The sequence below is a fragment of the Xanthomonas sp. WHRI 8393 genome (genome assembly GCF_040203315.1).
GTDB classification, from domain to species: Bacteria; Pseudomonadota; Gammaproteobacteria; order Xanthomonadales; family Xanthomonadaceae; genus Xanthomonas; species Xanthomonas arboricola.
The window spans coordinates 124504-141112 of record NZ_JBEGGL010000004.1 but is presented as its reverse complement, the minus strand read 5'-3'; the positions used below and the strand labels follow the sequence as shown (position 1 = coordinate 141112).

16 protein-coding genes and 1 other RNA gene are annotated in these 16609 nt (G+C 66.2%); 8 read left to right on the top strand and 9 right to left on the bottom strand.

What is annotated here, in order from left to right; genetic code table 11:
* Positions 1 to 173: 173 nt before the first annotated feature.
* From ABQ137_RS14925 to ABQ137_RS14915, 3 genes are read right to left on the bottom strand one after another with little or no spacing between them, the layout of a single operon-like run.
* Complete coding sequence (locus ABQ137_RS14925; RefSeq protein WP_184519356.1) at positions 174 to 1442, bottom strand: DUF3526 domain-containing protein; 1269 nt, start codon at positions 1440 to 1442, stop codon at positions 174 to 176.
* Positions 1442 to 2878 carry an ABC transporter permease gene (locus ABQ137_RS14920; RefSeq protein ID WP_349783071.1) on the bottom strand — a complete coding sequence of 479 codons (1437 nt, stop codon included), beginning with the start codon at positions 2876 to 2878 and terminating at the stop codon, positions 1442 to 1444. The genes ABQ137_RS14925 and ABQ137_RS14920 overlap by 1 nt, the downstream gene beginning before the upstream one ends.
* On the bottom strand, positions 2875 to 3615 hold the full coding sequence (locus ABQ137_RS14915; RefSeq protein WP_184519353.1) for an ABC transporter ATP-binding protein: 741 nt from the start codon (positions 3613 to 3615) through the stop codon (positions 2875 to 2877). Before ABQ137_RS14915 ends, ABQ137_RS14920 begins: the two co-directional genes overlap by 4 nt.
* 414 nt (positions 3616 to 4029) lie before the next feature.
* Between ABQ137_RS14915 and ABQ137_RS14910 the strand changes: the two genes are divergently transcribed.
* Positions 4030 to 5877, top strand: a complete 1848-nt coding sequence (locus tag ABQ137_RS14910) for a M14 family metallopeptidase (protein WP_184519350.1) — start codon at positions 4030 to 4032, stop codon at positions 5875 to 5877.
* A 250-nt stretch (positions 5878 to 6127) separates the two neighbouring features.
* Here ABQ137_RS14910 and ABQ137_RS14905 read toward each other — a convergent pair whose 3' ends face one another.
* The gene (locus ABQ137_RS14905) at positions 6128 to 7054 is read right to left on the bottom strand and encodes a LysR family transcriptional regulator (RefSeq protein WP_425519471.1); all 927 of its coding nucleotides are present in this window, start codon (positions 7052 to 7054) and stop codon (positions 6128 to 6130) included.
* Positions 7055 to 7181: 127 nt separating this feature from the next.
* Between ABQ137_RS14905 and ABQ137_RS14900 the strand changes: the two genes are divergently transcribed.
* The 6 genes from ABQ137_RS14900 (at position 7182) to ABQ137_RS14875 (ending at position 13168) form a co-directional block, all read left to right on the top strand.
* Positions 7182 to 7583, top strand: coding sequence for a Rid family hydrolase (locus ABQ137_RS14900; RefSeq protein WP_039529666.1), 402 nt, complete (start codon positions 7182 to 7184; stop codon positions 7581 to 7583).
* A 145-nt stretch (positions 7584 to 7728) separates the two neighbouring features.
* The gene (locus tag ABQ137_RS14895) at positions 7729 to 8004 is read left to right on the top strand and encodes a hypothetical protein (RefSeq protein ID WP_184519344.1); all 276 of its coding nucleotides are present in this window, start codon (positions 7729 to 7731) and stop codon (positions 8002 to 8004) included.
* A gap of 106 nt (positions 8005 to 8110) precedes the next feature.
* Positions 8111 to 9280: a hypothetical protein gene (locus tag ABQ137_RS14890; RefSeq protein ID WP_047129429.1), complete on the top strand. Its 1170-nt coding sequence runs from the start codon at positions 8111 to 8113 to the stop codon at positions 9278 to 9280.
* A gap of 10 nt (positions 9281 to 9290) precedes the next feature.
* A complete protein-coding gene (locus ABQ137_RS14885) occupies positions 9291 to 9719 on the top strand; it encodes a type 2 periplasmic-binding domain-containing protein (protein ID WP_024938495.1) in 429 nt (142 codons plus the stop codon).
* On the top strand, positions 9716 to 11848 hold the full coding sequence (locus ABQ137_RS14880; RefSeq protein ID WP_184519341.1) for a methyl-accepting chemotaxis protein: 2133 nt from the start codon (positions 9716 to 9718) through the stop codon (positions 11846 to 11848). The genes ABQ137_RS14885 and ABQ137_RS14880 overlap by 4 nt, the downstream gene beginning before the upstream one ends.
* 582 nt (positions 11849 to 12430) lie before the next feature.
* A complete protein-coding gene (locus ABQ137_RS14875; protein WP_039518674.1) occupies positions 12431 to 13168 on the top strand; it encodes a DNA/RNA non-specific endonuclease in 738 nt (245 codons plus the stop codon).
* A gap of 39 nt (positions 13169 to 13207) precedes the next feature.
* On the opposite strand, the gene ABQ137_RS14870 is transcribed toward ABQ137_RS14875, so the two are convergent.
* From ABQ137_RS14870 to ABQ137_RS14855, 4 genes are all read right to left on the bottom strand, one after another.
* A non-coding RNA gene (locus ABQ137_RS14870) (sX9 sRNA) lies at positions 13208 to 13285 on the bottom strand.
* Positions 13286 to 13442: 157 nt separating this feature from the next.
* Entirely contained in the window at positions 13443 to 13784 is a 342-nt protein-coding gene (locus ABQ137_RS14865; protein WP_104575531.1) for a hypothetical protein, read from the bottom strand.
* A gap of 51 nt (positions 13785 to 13835) precedes the next feature.
* Complete coding sequence (locus ABQ137_RS14860; RefSeq protein ID WP_024938499.1) at positions 13836 to 14069, bottom strand: DUF1653 domain-containing protein; 234 nt, start codon at positions 14067 to 14069, stop codon at positions 13836 to 13838.
* 126 nt (positions 14070 to 14195) lie between these two features.
* Positions 14196 to 14402, bottom strand: a complete 207-nt coding sequence (locus tag ABQ137_RS14855; RefSeq protein ID WP_047127422.1) for a hypothetical protein — start codon at positions 14400 to 14402, stop codon at positions 14196 to 14198.
* A gap of 176 nt (positions 14403 to 14578) precedes the next feature.
* Between ABQ137_RS14855 and ABQ137_RS14850 the strand changes: the two genes are divergently transcribed.
* On the top strand, positions 14579 to 14824 hold the full coding sequence (locus ABQ137_RS14850) for a hypothetical protein (RefSeq protein WP_046344581.1): 246 nt from the start codon (positions 14579 to 14581) through the stop codon (positions 14822 to 14824).
* Here ABQ137_RS14850 and ABQ137_RS14845 read toward each other — a convergent pair.
* Complete coding sequence (locus ABQ137_RS14845; protein ID WP_047129435.1) at positions 14777 to 16255, bottom strand: SulP family inorganic anion transporter; 1479 nt, start codon at positions 16253 to 16255, stop codon at positions 14777 to 14779. The genes ABQ137_RS14850 and ABQ137_RS14845 overlap by 48 nt on opposite strands.
* Positions 16256 to 16609: the final 354 nt, after the last annotated feature.

Below are 16609 nucleotides of genomic sequence, written 5' to 3'. Positions count from 1 at the left end.
TGGCGCATGTGTCCGGCATGATCGCAGCCAGTGCGCGGGTCGTTCGCATCCGCCCGACCGGCGCTGGCGCGGTCCATCAAACGCGCAGGGGCGACTGTCGCCAGTCGGTGTCGTCAGCCAGCGACGCAGCGCGGACAACGCAGGCGGAGGCGGAGGGTGAATCGCAGCGGCCGCTATGACGCAGGATCGGCGCTTGCATCGAAACGTGGCGCGCGCCCGAAGTCCTCGCGCGTAAACGGGCGGTCGCGGAACAGATAGCCGTAATAGAACGTCCGCAGTGCCTGGTGGTAGGCGCGGATGCGGTCCTGGTACGCCAGTTGCGCGCGCAGATCGGTGCCTGCCAGGCGCATCAATGCAGCCTGCAACGCCACCGGCGGCAACACGCTGGCCACGCGCTGCGCCAGTGCCTCGCGCCGCTGCAAACCTTGGCGATACGCCCCGACCTGCGGGGCCACCTGTTGGTCGCCGTTTTCGTGGAAGGCGAAATACCACTTGTAGTGGAACGCGCCGGTCAGCGGCGCCGAGTCCGCCCACTGCGGGTTCTGCGCGTAGAAGGCCCGCATGGTGTGCTGGCGCGGAATGTCCCAGGCGTGGTTGACCGCCTCGCGCTGCAGCCGCGCGATCTCGCTGCCTTGGTTGACCGGCACGGCCTGATTGATCGCCACATGCGCCAACGCCGGTGCAACCAGCGCCAGCACCACCCAGCAGGTCGCCAGGGCGGTGGCATGCGCGGCCGGGCGCCAGTGGAGGCGCCCGACCAGCACCGACAGCAACACCCAGAACAGCAGATAGGCGCAGGTCATTGCCAGCACCGCGAGCTGTTGCAGCAGCGGCACCGCATTGAGGGTTGCGGCAATGACAAACGGCACACCCAAGCACACCAGCACCGCAGCGGCACGCACCGCCACGCGCCGCACCAGCAACGCCGTGCCCGCACCCGGCAATGCGGCGAGCATGCGCGCACGCCCGGCCTCGCGTTCGCCCGAACGCAGATCGAACAGCAGCGCGATCACGAACAACGGCAACAGGAACACCAGCACGAAGGCGTAGTCGAAGCGCCCGGCCAGTGCCAGCTCCGGGTTGTAGCTGTCGCCATCGTGGATCTGCGCTTCCAGGCCCAGCGCGCGGACACGCAGGATGTACGGCGAGACATCGCGCATGCCCACTGCGGCAAATGCCAGTGGCGTGGGCACATCCCAGGTCGGATGGAAGCTGTAGTAGGCCGCGCTGCCGGCGTCGTTGGAGCGCGCCACATAGTCTTGCACCGCTGCGATGTCCTCCTGCTGCAGCGCTGCAATGCGCGCGATGTTGGCGCGTTGCGCAGCGATGAGGTGCTGGCCGGAGAGCAGGCTGCACACGGTCAACACCGCCAGCAACAGCAAGCCGGCCAGCGCGGCGCGTGCGCGCAGCAACAGCAGCAGTTCGTATTTCCACAGCAGCATCAGCGCGCCACTCCCACACGCCGGCCGGCCACCACCAGCATGCACAGCGCCGCCAGCAGCCAGGCACCGACCAGGCCGAGCGCCGCGCCCGCGGCGCGCAGCACCTCGGTGGTGGCCGGCGGCTGGAATGCGAACACCGGGATCGCATGCCAATGCGCGGAGGAGATGCGCTTGCGTTGGTCGGCACCGGCATCCTGCGCGGTGTCGTCGGCCATGCTCACCGCATCGGCCTGCAGCTGGTTGAGCTGCTGCACTAGCGTGTAGCGGTAATGCTCGGCCTGGGCGAGAAACCGCTCGTGCGCACGCAGGTCGGTTTCTGCCAGCGTCATCGACAGCTCGCGCAGCACAACCGTGGGGCTCAACAAGGCGAACGTGCGCACCAGTAGATTCTGTTGCTGTTGGATGGCCGAATCACGCGCGGCATAGCGCTCGAACAGGCTCGCGGTGAGCCGCTCGCCTTCCAGCGCCAGCAGGCCCTTGTAGTTGACCGGCAGCTCTTCCACCCGCTGCACGCCATAGCGCGCCAGTGTCTGCTGCTTGAACTGCGCAAAGTGCGGGTCATCCGGGTTGTGGCTGTCGCCGAGCGTGCGCAGGTCGCGCTGGATCGCCACATCGGTCTCCAGCCGCGTCGGCAGGCGGTACGCCGCACTGGCCGCATCCGGCGCCACGCGCGGCACCAGCAGGGCCAGCCACACCCACACCGCCAGCGACACCAGCAACGCATCGCGGCCACGCCGGCACAGTATCGACACCGACAGCACCAACGCGCACCACACCAGCAGATACACCGCATACGCCAGCACCAGCAGCACGACCCGCAGCGCCTGACCCGGCAACGACGCGATCGGCAGCAACCCGACCAGGGCCGGCAACAGGCAGGCAGCGGCCACCACCGCGAGCGCGAGATATTTGCCGCCGAACAATTGCCCACGCGTGGCCCCCTGCAGCAACAGCGCGCGCAAGGTGCCGGTCTCCTGCTCGCGCGCCACCGCGCCATAGCCGAGAAACACCAGCAGCAGCGGCGCCAGCACCTGCAACACGAACGCCGGGGTGAGCTGGCCGAAGCGCACCAGCAGCGAGCTCTGACGCACATCGCCGAAGTTGGCGGTGTTCTGGCGATGGCCTTCCAGGAACATGCTGTTGCCGGTGAACGCGTCCACGCCGGCATCGAAGGCGGCCAGCGCCGGCAACGGGCGATAGATGAAGTGGCCGTAATGCACCACCCGATGCGGGTGGCGGTCCGGCTGCGCTTCGAAGGCTTGCTGCGCGGCCAATTGTTGGCGTGTGCGGAACTCGGCCACCTCGCGCTGATGATGCGCGGCGGTCAATGCCGCCACCAGCGTGAGCAGCATCAGCAGCACCACACCGATGGCAGCGGAACGGTTGCGCGCCATGAAACGCAGTTCCTCGCGCGCGACCAACAGCACAGGATTCATGCAGCCCGATCCTGCGCACGCGCGAAACGCGCATGCAAGCTGCGCACGTCGAAGCCACTGTCGCCAGCACCGATGTCTTCGGCAATGCGCCCGTGTTCCAGGAACCCGATCCGGTCGGCGACATCCACTGCGCCGAGCAGGTCGTGGGTCACCATCAGCACCGCGCCCCCGCGCTCACGCACGCTGCTCACCAAGCGGTTGAAGTCACCAATGGCGCGCGGGTCCAGGCCGGAGGTGGGCTCGTCCAACAGCAACACCGGCACCTGGCGCAGCGTGGCCACTGCAATCGCCACCTTCTGGCGCATGCCCTTGGAAAACCCCGCCAGCCGCTGGCGCCAGGCCTCGCGCTGCAGGCCGGCAGCGGCCAGCGCCTGGCCGATCTCGGCCTGGCTGCGGCGCTGGCCGGCCAGCGCGAGCAAATAGTCAGCATTTTCCAGCGCGCTCAGGTGCTCGTAGAGCGCCACGTTTTCCGGCAGATAGGCCAGCCGCGCACGTGCGCCGCCAGGGTCGGCGACCGGGTCGATGCCATCGACCCGCAGGCTGCCGGAGGTGGGTTTGACGAAGCCGAGCAAGCTGGAAAGCGTGGAGGACTTGCCGGCGCCATTACCACCCAGCAAGGCGTAGACACTGCCGGCGGCGACCTGCAGATCCAGCCCCTGCAGCACGGCGCGGTCGCGGTAGGCCACGTGTAGGTTGCTGATCGAGATGGCGGGGGCGACCGGGGGACTGGAAAGCATGGCAAGGCAATGGCTTAACGAAATGATACGTTATCACATTGCGTTCGACGCTTGCAGTGGACTGGGCGATGCCGTGCAAGCGCCAGCCGGAGCGGCGAACGCGCGGTGTTATCCCTCTCGGGCGATAGCACCACAGGAAGCTGGCTGCCCAGTGCAGCTGCGCGACCGTCGACGCGAGCGTGGCCCGTCAAATGTTACTGTATTACGCAAATATCCTGCTGGTTGCTGCAGTGCCGGAGGCAGGAACTCCCTGCACCGCGCGACCCGCGCCAAGGGACCAGCCCTCCGACGCACGCAGCCTGGTGCAACGCGTCGATGCGGCATCGCGCCGTCGAACGCCGCCGCCGGTACGGCCACCCAGGAGCAGCAAGCCTTGCCACGTTCTCCCTGCAATCGAGATCCCGTACGCCCCACATGACTTCCGATACGCGCCCCTCTGCCCCCCACGCCTCGCCCCCTCCCGCACCCGCTTCCGCCAACGCCGCCGGGCCTGCCAGCCGCAGCACCACGCGTGCCGCTGCCGGCCTGCTCGCCGCAACCCTGTTCAGCGCCGCACAGGCCAGCGCGCAGTCCATCGACACCAGCGCGCCGCTGCCGCCGGTACGCGCCTGGCATGGGGCCAGCGAGGCGTTGATCGTCACACCGGACGATCCGTGGAGCACCCCGGCAGAGCGCAACGATTTCGCCAGCACCCCCAGCTATGACGAGACGCGTGCGTGGCTGGAACGCCTGGTCGCCGCCTCGCCGCTGCTGTCGCTGGAGGTGTTCGGCAAGAGCAGCGAGGGCCGCGACCTGCTGCTGGTCCGCGCGCACAAGGGCGCGCCCGGCAAACCGGTGGTACTGGCGCAGGCCGGCATCCACGCCGGCGAGATCGACGGCAAGGATGCCGGCCTGATGTTGCTGCGCGATATCGCGCAACGCGGCAAGGACCACCTGCTCGACCAGGTGGATCTGGTGTTCGTGCCGATCTTCAATGCCGACGGTCACGAGCAGCGCGGCCCGCTGATCGGCGCCGCATTGCGGGGCCCGCAACAGATGGGCTGGAACACCACCACGCGCGGCATCAATCTCAACCGCGACTACCTCAGCCTGGAAGCGCCGGAAACGCGCGCGATGGTCGCGTTGCTGCATCGCCTGGATCCGGCGCTCTACATCGACTTGCATGTCAGCGGTGGGCTGGATCACCAGTACGACATCACCTTCACCTTCGCCGGCTGGGGCACCTATGCACGCTCGCGCGCCACCGCCGACTGGCTGCAGCAACGCTTTACGCCGGCGGTGAACAGCGCATTGCGCAAACAGGGCCACGAACCGGCCATCTACCCGAGCCTGATCGACGAAGACGAGCCGCGCTCGGGCCTGCGCTACGCGCCGGAAGGCCCGCGCTATTCCACCGGGTATGGCGACTTTGCCGGCATCCCCACCGTGCTGGTGGAGAACCATCGCCTGAAGTCGTACCGGCAGCGCGTGCTGGGCGACTATGTGCTGCTGGAAGCAGCACTGCGCCTGGTTGCCCGCGATGCAGGCAACATCGATGCGGCCAAGCGCGCCGATCGCGCTGCCCGCCCGCAGGAACTGATGGTGGCCTGGGAACGCCTGCAGCAGCCGATCGCCCAAGTGCCGTTCAAGGGCGTGAGCTACACCCGCGCGTTGTCGCCGGTGTCCGGGCGGCAGGAACTGCGCTGGGAGGGCCGCGATGAAACCTGGACCCTGCCGGTGATCGGCTATCGCCAGACCCAGGCGGTGCGCTACCCGCTCGCCTGGTGGATCCCGCCCGGCAACGACGATGTGGTGGAACTGCTCAAGGCGCACGGCATCCGCTACGAACGCCTGCAGCAGCCGCGCCAGCTCCAGGTGCAGCAGATCCGCGTAGTGAAGGATGCCGGCACGCAAACGCCGCACGCCGGGCCCGTGGAAGAAACCTTCGCCGCCGGCAGCGTCCGCGTGCCTGCCGATCAACCGATGCGCATGCTGGCGGCCGCATTGCTGGAGCCGCAGAGCAGCGACTCGTTGCTGGCCAGCGGACGTTTCCGCAATGCCGGCAGCCCCGACAGCGGCTTGTACGGCGCCGAGTTGGTGGACTTCAGCGAGCGCGTGCTGCGCAGCGACGCCGCCCTGCGCGCCGCCTTCGAACGCAAGCTCGCAGACGATGCCGCATTCCGCGCCGATGGCGATGCGCGGCTGCAATGGATCTATGCGCGTTCGCCGTATGCGGCGATCACCGGCTGGCGTTATCCGGTGCGGCGCCAGCTGGCGGAGTGACCCTGCGCATTGCCGATTGCACGCTGTGGGATCGGCAATGCGGCTCGAGCTTCTTTCGCATCGCGCATCGCGCAAGGCCAGTGGCGACGGCAACGGCGACCGCATCGGCATCGATACCGGCAGCAACGTCGCTTGCATGCCGGCAGACAGGATGCTTCACCACGCACTGCGCGCTCCATCATGCGTGCGTGCCCCGTGTCTGTCGCGCACGATCACGACCACATCAGCCACTCCACGCCACGCAGCGCGCTCAGCGCAGCGCCGGCGCTTCCACTGGCGCATGCTCGGCCATCAACGCACACACCCACTCGATGAACACACGCAGCTTGGCGCTGACATGCCGGTTGGGCGGGAACGCGATCGACAGCGGCATCGGCTCCATCCGCCAGTCCTCGAACAGCGGCACCAGTTCGCCACTGGCCACATGCGCCCTGGCCATGTACACCGGCAACCACAGCACGCCCATGCCGGCCAGCCCGGCGGCCAGATACGCATTGCCGTCGTCGGACGCCACCACGTAACGCCCTTGCAAGTGCACCGCTTCGCTGCCGCGCTGCATGACATACGGCACGGTCTTGCTGCTGCGCCAGCGCATGAAGCCGACACAGCGATGCCGGGTGTTTTCCAGCTCGCGCGGATGTGCCGGCATGCCCAGCCGCTGCAGATACGCCGGCGCCGCGTACACGCCCGCCTGCAGGTCGCCCACGCGGCGCGCGATCAGCGACTGATCGGTGATGGTGCCGCCGCGCACCACGCAATCCACGTGCTCGCCGATCAGGTCCACGCGGCGGTCGCTCACGCCCATGTCCAGCTGGATATCCGGATAACGCGCATGAAAGGCCGGCAGTGCTGGCATCAGGATCAGGCGCGCCAGCGGGCTGGGCACATCCACGCGCAGGCGGCCGCGCGGCAGCGCCGACGCATCGGACAGGCTGGTCTCGGCATCGTCCATGTCCGCCAGCAGCCGCAGCACGCGTTCGTAGTACGCCGCGCCATCGGCGGTGACATGCACCTGCCGCGTGGTGCGGTTGAGCAGCCTCACGCGCAGGCGTGCCTCCAGCTGCTGCACCAGCTGGGTCACGCTGGCCCGGCTCATGTGCAAGGTCTCGGCCGCCTTGGTAAAGCTGCCGGTCTCCACCACCCGCGCAAACGCCTGCATCGCGTCGAACCGATCCATCGCCACTCCCGACCCCAAGATTGTTTGGATTCTACAAACAGTGCTGGTCGGCATCGCCGATTTATCGCGCGCAGGCAAGCACCTACGCTGCCTGCCTGTTCCGATTCGCCACCCGATGGAGGTCACCATGGCAACACGTGAGGCAGTTTTTCCGCAGGGGCGGCACGCGCTGTACGAGCGCCACCGCTATTCGCCCGCAGTCCGCGCCGATGGCTTGCTGTTCGTCGCCGGCCAGGTCGGCAGCCGCGAAGACGGCTCGCCGGAACCGGAGCTGGAGGCAGAGATCGCCCGTGCCTTCGCCAATCTCGATGCCATCCTCGCCGCAGCCGGCTGCAGCACGCAGGACGTCGTCGACGTCACGCTGTTCATGCTCGACCCCGACGTGGTGTTCGAAGCCATGTGGGACAAATGGGTGAGCTACTGGGGCCCGGCGCCCTACCCCACCGTCACCGCAGTGGGCGTGACCTGGCTGGCCGGCTTCCGGTTCGAGATCAAGGTCGTGGTGAAACTCCCGACACGGCAGCAGTAAACGTTTCCAGTAACTTGCCGGCTGTATCTCGTCGCGTCTGCATGCAGCCGAAGCAAATCTTTGTTGGCCGCATCGCACCGGCGATAAGTAACTGGCGCGCTTTCTGAAAATAATTCAAAGACCGCCACGCCTGGCTCGCCAGTGCGTGGCGTTTTTTTTGCGCGCGCACTTCGGCGCAAACGCATCTTTGTCAATTTTCCCCGGTAAAAATGCGGTTTTTTTGCTGACCTCGCCCTTCACCGGCTGCGCTCACCCTCGCCAGGCCCGCGATGCGGACGATTATGTCCGCCGATATTCATTCCAGCTGTTTCAAACACCTAAAGCACGCGCCTCGATAGGGCGGAACTATCGTCAATTTCGTATGGCGCTTTGGTTTCTTAACCGGTTTTTCCAAGTTGTAAAAATCTCGCTAAAGCAATGATGCAGACGGCCGCTACCGCAATCCAGGGCGTTGCGACGCTCATTACCGTTCTGCCCGCGCGCCTCCCATGGCGCTGCGTCCATCACCCACTCAGCCGAGATTCTCAATGAAATTGACCGTCAAGCTTCTCAGTGGCGCCATCGCACTGGCGTCGTCGACCTGCGCCTACGCGCAGCAGGACTCGATGTTTTCCTTCAGCGGCTTCGGCACGCTGGGCGTGGTGCATTCGACCGAGGACCAGGCCGACTTCACGCCCGACATCCAGACCGTGGAAGGTGCCGGTGCCAGCCACTCCACCTCGGCACGTCCGGACTCGCGTATCGCCGGCCAGGTCAATGCCAACTTCACCGAGAAGTTCACCGGCGTGTTGCAGGTGACCAGTGAGTACGCCGAACGCGGCGATTACGATCCCAAGGTCACGCTGGCGCATGTGAAGTATCAGTTCGGCCCGCAGTTCGCCGCGCGCCTGGGCCGCATCACTGCGCCGCTGTACATGCTGTCCGAGTACCAGCGCGTCGGTTACGCCACCCCGTGGGTGCGTCCGCCGTACGAGGTCTACAACTACCTGCTGCCGATGGACGGCGTCGAAGGCGTGTACACCATCAACGCCGGCGAGAGTGTGGTCAGCGTGCAGGGTTTCTACGGCCGCATCAATTCGAAGAAGGCCGATGTGTACGCCATGCGCGGCCTGGCGCTGGGCCTGGAATCGGGTGCGTCCACGTTCCGCGCCGCCTACATCGTGGGCACCACCGATTTCGATACACCGGCGCTGGATCGCCTGTTCTCGGTCTATCAGCGCATCAATCCTGCACTGGCCGATCGCCTGACCACCTATGGCGTGGACGGCAGCTTTGCCAGCCTGGGTTACGCCTACGATCCGGGCAGCTGGTTCCTGCGCAGCGAAGTGATCCGCGCCGATTACTCGCCCTCGCTCAACGGCAAGACCACCTCCGGTTATCTCAGTGTCGGCGGTCGCTTCGGCACGCTGACGCCGTCGATCACCTATGCCAACGTCGATCGCAAGGGCCCGACCATCGCGGCCGGCCAGGATCCGGTCGGCGTGATGACGCGCGCACTGGCGCAGGCCGAGAGCGGCCGTCACAGCTTTACCGCATCGCTGCGTTGGGACGCGCGTGAAAGCGTCGCATTCAAGCTGCAGGCCAGCCATATCAACAACAACGCGGGCTCGTTCGGATCGTTGAACAACATCCAGCCGGGCTTCCGTCCGGGCGGCAGCTACAACCTGCTGTCGGCCTCCGTCGACTTCGTGTTCTAAGAGAGCCCCCATGACCATTTCCAAGTGTTTTGCAGTCTCCCTGCTTGCCGCGTTGTCGCTGAGTGCGTTCTGCGCCAATGCCGATGTCGTGGTGGTGATGTCGGCCAAGGGCGGCCCGGACAGCCTCAGCGCCGCGCAGGTGTCGCAGATCTTCCTGGCCAAATCCAACAGCCTGCCCGGTGGCGGCGCGGCGGTACCGATCGATCAGGAAGAAGGCGTCGCCACCCGCGATGAGTTCTACAAGAAAGTGGCCTCACGCGACGCGGCACAGCTGAAGTCGTACTGGTCGCAGCTGATGTTCACCGGCAAGGCGCAGCGTCCCAAGCGTGTCAGTGGCGACGATGCGGTCAAGAAGGCCGTTGCCGCCACGCCCGGCGCCATCGGTTACATCAGCGCCAGCGCAGTCGACGCCAGCGTCAAGGTCGTCCTGAAGCCGTGACCCGCCACCTGCTCGAGACTCAAGTCATGAGACGCATCCTGTCGCTACCGTTGTTCTGGAAAATCCTGATGCCGGCCGCGGTGGCGATCCTTTGCCTATCGAGCTATGTGGCCTTCAGTACGCTGGTCTTTCACCGCAACAACGACCGCCTGGAAGCGGTACGCGACGTGCATTTCCCGATGCTCGACGCCATGACACGCAACGTGGCTGCGCTGGACAAGCTCATCAACGGGCTCAACGGCGCCGCCGCCGCCGGCGATGCCGACATGTTGGCGGCCACCAAGCCGGTGGCCGACGAGATCCACGCCTCCTACGTGAAACTGCAGAAATCCGATCCTGCCAATGCGACGGAGCTGGCACGCCTGGGCAAGGAGTTCGATCAGTACTACGGCCTGGCGCACGGCGTGGCCGCCGCGTTCGTGGAACAGCGCGAACCCGATGCGGCGCAGATGAGCGCCATGGCACCGGCACTGGAAACCTATCGCACCACCCTGACCGCCATGCAGAAGCGTGCCGATGCACGCTTCCGCGGCACCGTGCAGGAAGCGGTGGACAGCTCGGTGGCGGCAAGCATCGGCGGGCTGGTGCTGGGCCTGGTCGGTGCGGTGCTGTGCATCGCCTTCGGCTGGATCGTGGCACGCGCCATCACCCAGCCGCTGAACCGTGCGGTGGGCATTGCGCATGCGGTGTCGTCGGGCAAGCTGGACAACAGCATCTCGATCGACCGCAACGACGAGGTCGGCCAGCTGCTGCAGGCGATGGACAGCATGCAGCGCCAGCTGCGTCGCGTGATCCAGGCGCAGACCGACATGGGCGACAAGCATGAAGCCGGCATGGTCAGTCACCGTATCGCCGAGCAGGAATTTCCCGGCGAATTCGGCAGCATGGTGCGGGCCAGCAACGCGCTGGTGTCCAGCCATATCGCGGTGACGATGCAGATCGTCGCATTGACCGAGCGCTATGCCGCCGGCGACCTGTCGCAGCAACTGGAGCCGCTGCCGGGCGAGAAGGCGGTGATCAGTCAATCGATCAACGATGTGCGGGCCAGCCTGTTGTCGATCAACGGGGAGATCAAGCGGCTGGCATCGGCGGCGGCGGCGGGCGACTTCAGCGCACGCGGCGACGAGACCGCGTTCGAGCATGATTTCCGCCAGATCGTGGTCGACCTCAATCACCTGATGAGCAGCTCGGACCAGAGCCTGGGCGCGGTGTCGCAGGTATTGCAGGCGATTGCGAGCGGCGACCTGACCACGCGCATGCACGGTGACTTTGCCGGCGTGTTCGCGCGCATGCGCGACGATGCCAACACCACGGTGGACCGCCTGACCGATATCGTCGGGCGCATCCAGCATTCCTCGTCGGAGATCGATACTGCGGCCGGTGAAATTGCCGCCGGCAATCAGGACCTGTCGCGGCGTACCGAACAGCAGGCGGCCAGCCTGGAAGAAACCGCCGCCTCGATGGAGGAACTCACCTCTACCGTCAAGCAGAACGCCGAGCATGCGCGACAGGCTAACGAACTGGCACGCAATGCAGCCGGTGTAGCCTCCAAGGGCGGCGAGGTGGTCAGCCAGGTCGTCGGCACCATGTCGGGCATCGAAACCTCCTCGAAGAAGATCGCCGAGATCATCAGCGTCATCGATGGCATCGCGTTCCAGACCAATATCCTGGCCTTGAACGCGGCGGTGGAAGCCGCCCGTGCCGGCGAACAGGGCCGCGGCTTTGCGGTGGTGGCCTCGGAAGTGCGCACGCTTGCGCAGCGTTCGTCCGCTGCGGCCAAGGAGATCAAGGAGCTGATCGACGCCTCGGTGGGCAAGGTGGCCGAAGGCTCGGTGCTGGTGCAGAAGGCCGGCACCACCATGACCGAGATCGTCGCCAGCGTGAATCGGGTCACCGACATCATGGGTGAGATCACCGCCGCATCCAGCGAGCAATCGGCCGGCATCGAACAGGTCAACCAGACGGTGATCCAGATGGACGAAACCACCCAGCAGAATGCAGCGCTGGTGGAGGAAGCCATGGCCGCGGCACGGGCGATGGAAAAGCAGTCCAGCACCCTGACCCAGCTGGTCTCGTTGTTCCAGCTGCAGCCTGCCAGCGCACCGCAGCTGGAAAAAGAGGTCGCATAGTCGACCGAGCCAATCCTCTCGCGACGTCTTTGACGCCCTCTTCTGCATGGACTGCAGAAGGGGGTTTTTTTGTGCCCGCCAGCGGCAAACGCGGCGCTGGCACGGCAGTGTCGCAAGGCGCGCATCTTGCGCCGACGAACGGCACTGCGCTGCTTCCGACCTGACGTCTGGCGGTGTCGCCTGCCGATGTGTGCTGGCGTATCCCGACCGCAAGGCGGGCAGTTGTCCGACAGCAGCGACCGCGCCTTGCTGATGGCGCAGCTGTGCGCCATCGCAAAACGACCGACGCGGCAGGCGCATCCGCGCGCTCAGGCATAACCACGCGCTTATCGCCTGCCAGCCCGTATGCCGCTCAATGCGCGAGACCGGTCACATTTTTGCCGGAAAAACTGACGTGACCGCACATTCCTCACGCCTACGTCACCACCAAGCAACATTTGCATGCGATAGCTGTCGCGCTCGCTAAAAAATGTGAGCCAACTATCCCCCTTCCAGCGCGCGTTCCGCTGAGCGTCGATCTGCCCCCCGGCAGCCGGCGGTGGCGTCGTGCGTCCGATTGATTTTCCAGGAGATTCACTGCCCATGCGCTTCCGGACTTTCTTCGCCGTTCTGCTGTTCACCGCTGCCAGTGCCAGCGCAAATGCCCAGGTCGTCACCCTCAACAAGGGCGGCTACACCTTGCGCTACGACTGCACCAACCACACCGCGCTGCGCTACGAGTACGTGCTGCAGGCCGATACCGGCTCGGCCGCGCGCCCGTCCAGTTTCAATCTGGACACCGAACTGCCCAGCGGCTGCGCCGGCCAGACCTCCACCGCCTCCTACGCCAGCGTGCGCACCGGCTACGATCGCGGGCACCTGGTGACCTCCAACCACATGGACTACAACGCGACCTACATCCGTCGCGCCAACCTGATGTCCAACATCGTCCCGCAGGTGTCCAGCTTCAACCAGGGCATCTGGGTACGCGCCGAGAACGTGGCCGAGTGTTACCGCGACATCGCCAGCGTGCAGGTCTACGGCGGTGTGATCTACAGCGACACGACCAACGATTACTTCCTGAGCAGCCACGGCATCCGCACCCCGGACTTCTTCTGGAAGACGATCATCACCGCCAACCCGGGCGGCGGCACCCGCGCGATCAGCTGGCTGATTCCCAACAGCGCCAACCTCGGTTCGCTGGACAGCTACATCGTCAGCATCGACGAACTGGAAGACCTCTACGGCGCCAGCACCATCGGCATCACCGCACCGGCCGCCGTCAAGGCCATGCTGCCCGCCACCACCTGGCCGCAGCCGAGCAATTGCGACCTGGGCTGAGGCCGGCTGCCCGCTTCTCCAGCCACGTCGATCAAGAGCGGCTGACACCCATGTTGCGAGCAGTCGTCAGGTGGGGGCGGATGGCGCGTCCAGCATCGGAGTGCCCGAATGGCCCTTGCCGATGTCGGGCACCAGCCGTACCCACCTGGCGTTGAGCGCAGCAGCCTGCTCAGCCGCTCTACACCGCTGGGCGGTTGATCCAGCAGACAAGGCCCGGGATTCCCGGGCCTTGTCGTTGCAGGCAGCACCACGCCTGGCCCGCTGCAACGCGCACTCAGGCCTCGGGCGCGGCAAGCGCCGCAAACCAGTCCGCGTATGGCGTGTTCTTGACCAGATGCCGATTGAAGTCTTTGGCACCATCGCTCCACCACACCGGGCCACGCTCTCCCAGGGCCGTCTTGGCACGGTCGACCGCCGCACGCGCTGCAGCCAGCCGCCCGGCATCCTCGTCGCGCTTGGCTGCCTTGACCGCGCGTCGCGCGTCCATCAAGGCGGCGACCAGCCCGGCACGCACGTCTTCGCGCAGATGCGGGTTGGCGGTACGCCAGAGCCGGCCACGCACGATCAGATACCGGCCATCGGGCGTGGTGACTGGCGCAGCGGCGGCGGCCGTCATCGCCAACGCACTCGCAAACGGCCCTGTAACGTCGTGCAGACCAAGCCGCGCCTACTCGACCCGCGCAAAGCGGGGACGCGCAACGCCGTCCACCTCGACCTGCTCGACGAACATCGCATACGGCCGCACCCACAGACCGACCTCGCTGTCCAACGGGCGATAGAGCACCAGCGGGGCCAGCGTTTCGCTGCAACGCACGACGCCGAGCACTTCATAACGGCCGCCCTTGAAGTGGCGGTACTGGCCCAACGCGATGTTGGGCAATGGCGACAGGGAGGTGTCCATGGATGTCACAGGATGGGCAATCCGCAAGTCTAGGCAGCATGGCCGGCCACAGCCAGCACATGCCGCGCAACCGGTGCCCTCTGCCGGGTTCAGCGTTGCACGGCCGCGTGCAACGCTGCCACGCGCCTACTGGTCGTCGTCTTCGTCTTCGTCGTCTTCCGCGCCCAGGTCGTCATCGTCCTCGACCGGGTCTTCGATGCCATCGTCGTCATCGATCTCGCTGTCCTGTGCAGGCCCTTCCTGGATCGGTGTGTTGTCCCTGCCCGGTGCCTTGATGCCATTGGGCGGGGTCGGATCGTCTACGCCGCGGTTGCCGTTTTCGTCGTTGCTCATGGTCTGCTCCAGCGGTAAAAGACCGCACGGCCACCCTCCTCCCGCCGATGTGACGCGCACGTGTGTCCTGCACGATGGCAGCGCCACCGCGCGGCCATGCGTGGGACGAACGAGCGCGACTGCATCCGGCCGGCACCTGTGGCCGTAGTGATGAGAACGCCCACGGAGTCACCCGCATGCCGAGCCTGATCTGCGACCTGAAAGACCTGCTCGCCGCCTGGAAGGCCGAAGCCGGAACCTTCGATGCCTGCGACATGCCCGCCTCCGCGCTGGCCTTCCGCGACTGCCATCGTCGCCTGTCCGCGTTGCTGGACGAACATGCACGCCACGCGGCGGCGCCGACGGCCGCGCTGGCTGCGCACGAGCAGCCGGGCTCAGTGCCCCAGCTGCAGGCGCGCGCCATCGCGTCGATGGGTTCCTAAGGTTTCGATCAGCGTGTCGCTGGCCTGATTCACGCCGATCACCTCGACCTCGGCGCCGTGCGCGCGCAGCTTGAGCACCACCCGATCCAGCGCCGCCACCGCGCTGATGTCCCAGAAGTGCGCGTGGCTCAGATCGATCAGCACCTTCGGCGGCGTGCCCGGGAAATCGAAGCTGGCCACGAACTGCCCGGCCGATGCAAAGAACACCTGGCCGCGCACCGCATACACGCGCACTCCGTCGTCACGCTCGCTGGCCTGCACCTGCAACATGCGCCCGACCTTGCGCGCAAAGAACAGCGCCGACAGCAGCACCCCGGCCAGCACGCCGCGGGCCAGATCGTGCGTCCATACCGTGACCACGACGGTGCCCAGCATCACCACCGACGAACTCCCCGGGTGCGTGCGCAGATCGCGTAGCGAACCCCAGCTGAAGGTGCCGATGCTGACCATGATCATCACCGCCACCAACGCCGCCATCGGGATCTGGCGCACCCAGGGCGCGCCATACACCACCATCAGCAGCAGGACGACACCGGCCACCAGGCACGACAAACGCCCGCGCCCGCCCGAGCGCACGTTGATCACCGATTGCCCGATCATCGCGCAGCCGGCCATGCCACCGAAGCACCCGGCCAGCAGGTTCGCCAGCCCCTGCCCTGCACATTCGCGGTTGCGCTGCGACGGGGTGTCGGTGAGGTCTTCGACAATCTGCGCGGTCATCAACGACTCCAGCAGGCCCACCACGGCCAGCGTCGTCGACACCGGCAGCAGGATGCGCACGCTGTCCCACGTCAGCGGTACGTCCGGCAGCAGGAACACCGGCAGGCTGTCGGGCAGACGGCCCATATCGCCCACGTTGCGGATGTCGATGTGCCAGTACGCGCACACCGCCGTCAGCACCACGATGGCGACCAGCGGCGAGGGAATCGCCGTGGTGAAGCGCGGCAGCAGATAGATGATGGCCAGGCCCGCTGCACACACCGCATGCACCGGCCATGGCATGCCGACCAGCTCCGGCAACTGCGCCAGGAAGATCAGGATCGCCAACGCATTGACGAAGCCGGTGATCACCGAGCGCGAGACAAAGCGCATCAATGCGCCCAGGCGCAATGCTGCGGCGATCAGCTGCAGCACGCCGGCCAGCACGGTGGCCGCCAGCAGGTACTGCAGGCCGTGGTCCTTGACCAGGTCCACCATCAACAACGCCATTGCGCCGGTGGCGGCAGAAATCATGCCGGGCCGGCCACCGGCGATCGAAGTCACCACCGCAATACAGAACGCCGCGTACAGCCCGACCTTGGGGTCGACGCCGGCAATGATCGAAAAGGCAATGGCTTCGGGAATCAGCGCAAGCGCGACCACGATGCCGGCGAGCACATCGCCACGCACGTTGCCGAGCCATTGCTGGCGCAACGAGAAAACTCTGGACATTGAAACGACTCCGCGCACCGGCAAACACACGGCGCGAATACATGAACGTCAAACACCTGGACCTTCGCAGCAACTGCGAGCGCGTGATGCCTTAGGTCAGGGTGGTGTCATGTGTCGGAGGAAATCGCTCTGGACGAGGCTGCATGCTAACGCGCTGAGGTCGGTCTGCACAACCCGACGGCGCGCTGCTGCGCACGCGCGTCGAGCCGAGCAACGCTGCCAATGCATGAGCAACATCAACGCACAGGCCGCTGGAAGCTGCGTGCTGGCATCGCATGCTGCCGCTGGCGAGGGCAAGCTGCATGCGTCGCGGGCGCAGGGCGTTGCGTAAGGCACCTTCTGCACGCAGTGGAT

Coding starts and splice junctions, on each gene's coding strand:
- ABQ137_RS14925 (WP_184519356.1), bottom strand. CDS start 1,442: ATGCTGCTGTGGAAATACGAACTGCTGCTGTTGCTGCGCGCACGCGCC.
- ABQ137_RS14920 (WP_349783071.1), bottom strand. CDS start 2,878: ATGAATCCTGTGCTGTTGGTCGCGCGCGAGGAACTGCGTTTCATGGCG.
- ABQ137_RS14915 (WP_184519353.1), bottom strand. CDS start 3,615: ATGCTTTCCAGTCCCCCGGTCGCCCCCGCCATCTCGATCAGCAACCTA.
- ABQ137_RS14910 (WP_184519350.1), top strand. CDS start 4,030: ATGACTTCCGATACGCGCCCCTCTGCCCCCCACGCCTCGCCCCCTCCC.
- ABQ137_RS14905 (WP_425519471.1), bottom strand. CDS start 7,054: ATGGATCGGTTCGACGCGATGCAGGCGTTTGCGCGGGTGGTGGAGACC.
- ABQ137_RS14900 (WP_039529666.1), top strand. CDS start 7,182: ATGGCAACACGTGAGGCAGTTTTTCCGCAGGGGCGGCACGCGCTGTAC.
- ABQ137_RS14890 (WP_047129429.1), top strand. CDS start 8,111: ATGAAATTGACCGTCAAGCTTCTCAGTGGCGCCATCGCACTGGCGTCG.
- ABQ137_RS14885 (WP_024938495.1), top strand. CDS start 9,291: ATGACCATTTCCAAGTGTTTTGCAGTCTCCCTGCTTGCCGCGTTGTCG.
- ABQ137_RS14875 (WP_039518674.1), top strand. CDS start 12,431: ATGCGCTTCCGGACTTTCTTCGCCGTTCTGCTGTTCACCGCTGCCAGT.
- ABQ137_RS14865 (WP_104575531.1), bottom strand. CDS start 13,784: ATGACGGCCGCCGCCGCTGCGCCAGTCACCACGCCCGATGGCCGGTAT.
- ABQ137_RS14860 (WP_024938499.1), bottom strand. CDS start 14,069: ATGGACACCTCCCTGTCGCCATTGCCCAACATCGCGTTGGGCCAGTAC.
- ABQ137_RS14855 (WP_047127422.1), bottom strand. CDS start 14,402: ATGAGCAACGACGAAAACGGCAACCGCGGCGTAGACGATCCGACCCCG.
- ABQ137_RS14850 (WP_046344581.1), top strand. CDS start 14,579: ATGCCGAGCCTGATCTGCGACCTGAAAGACCTGCTCGCCGCCTGGAAG.
- ABQ137_RS14845 (WP_047129435.1), bottom strand. CDS start 16,255: ATGTCCAGAGTTTTCTCGTTGCGCCAGCAATGGCTCGGCAACGTGCGT.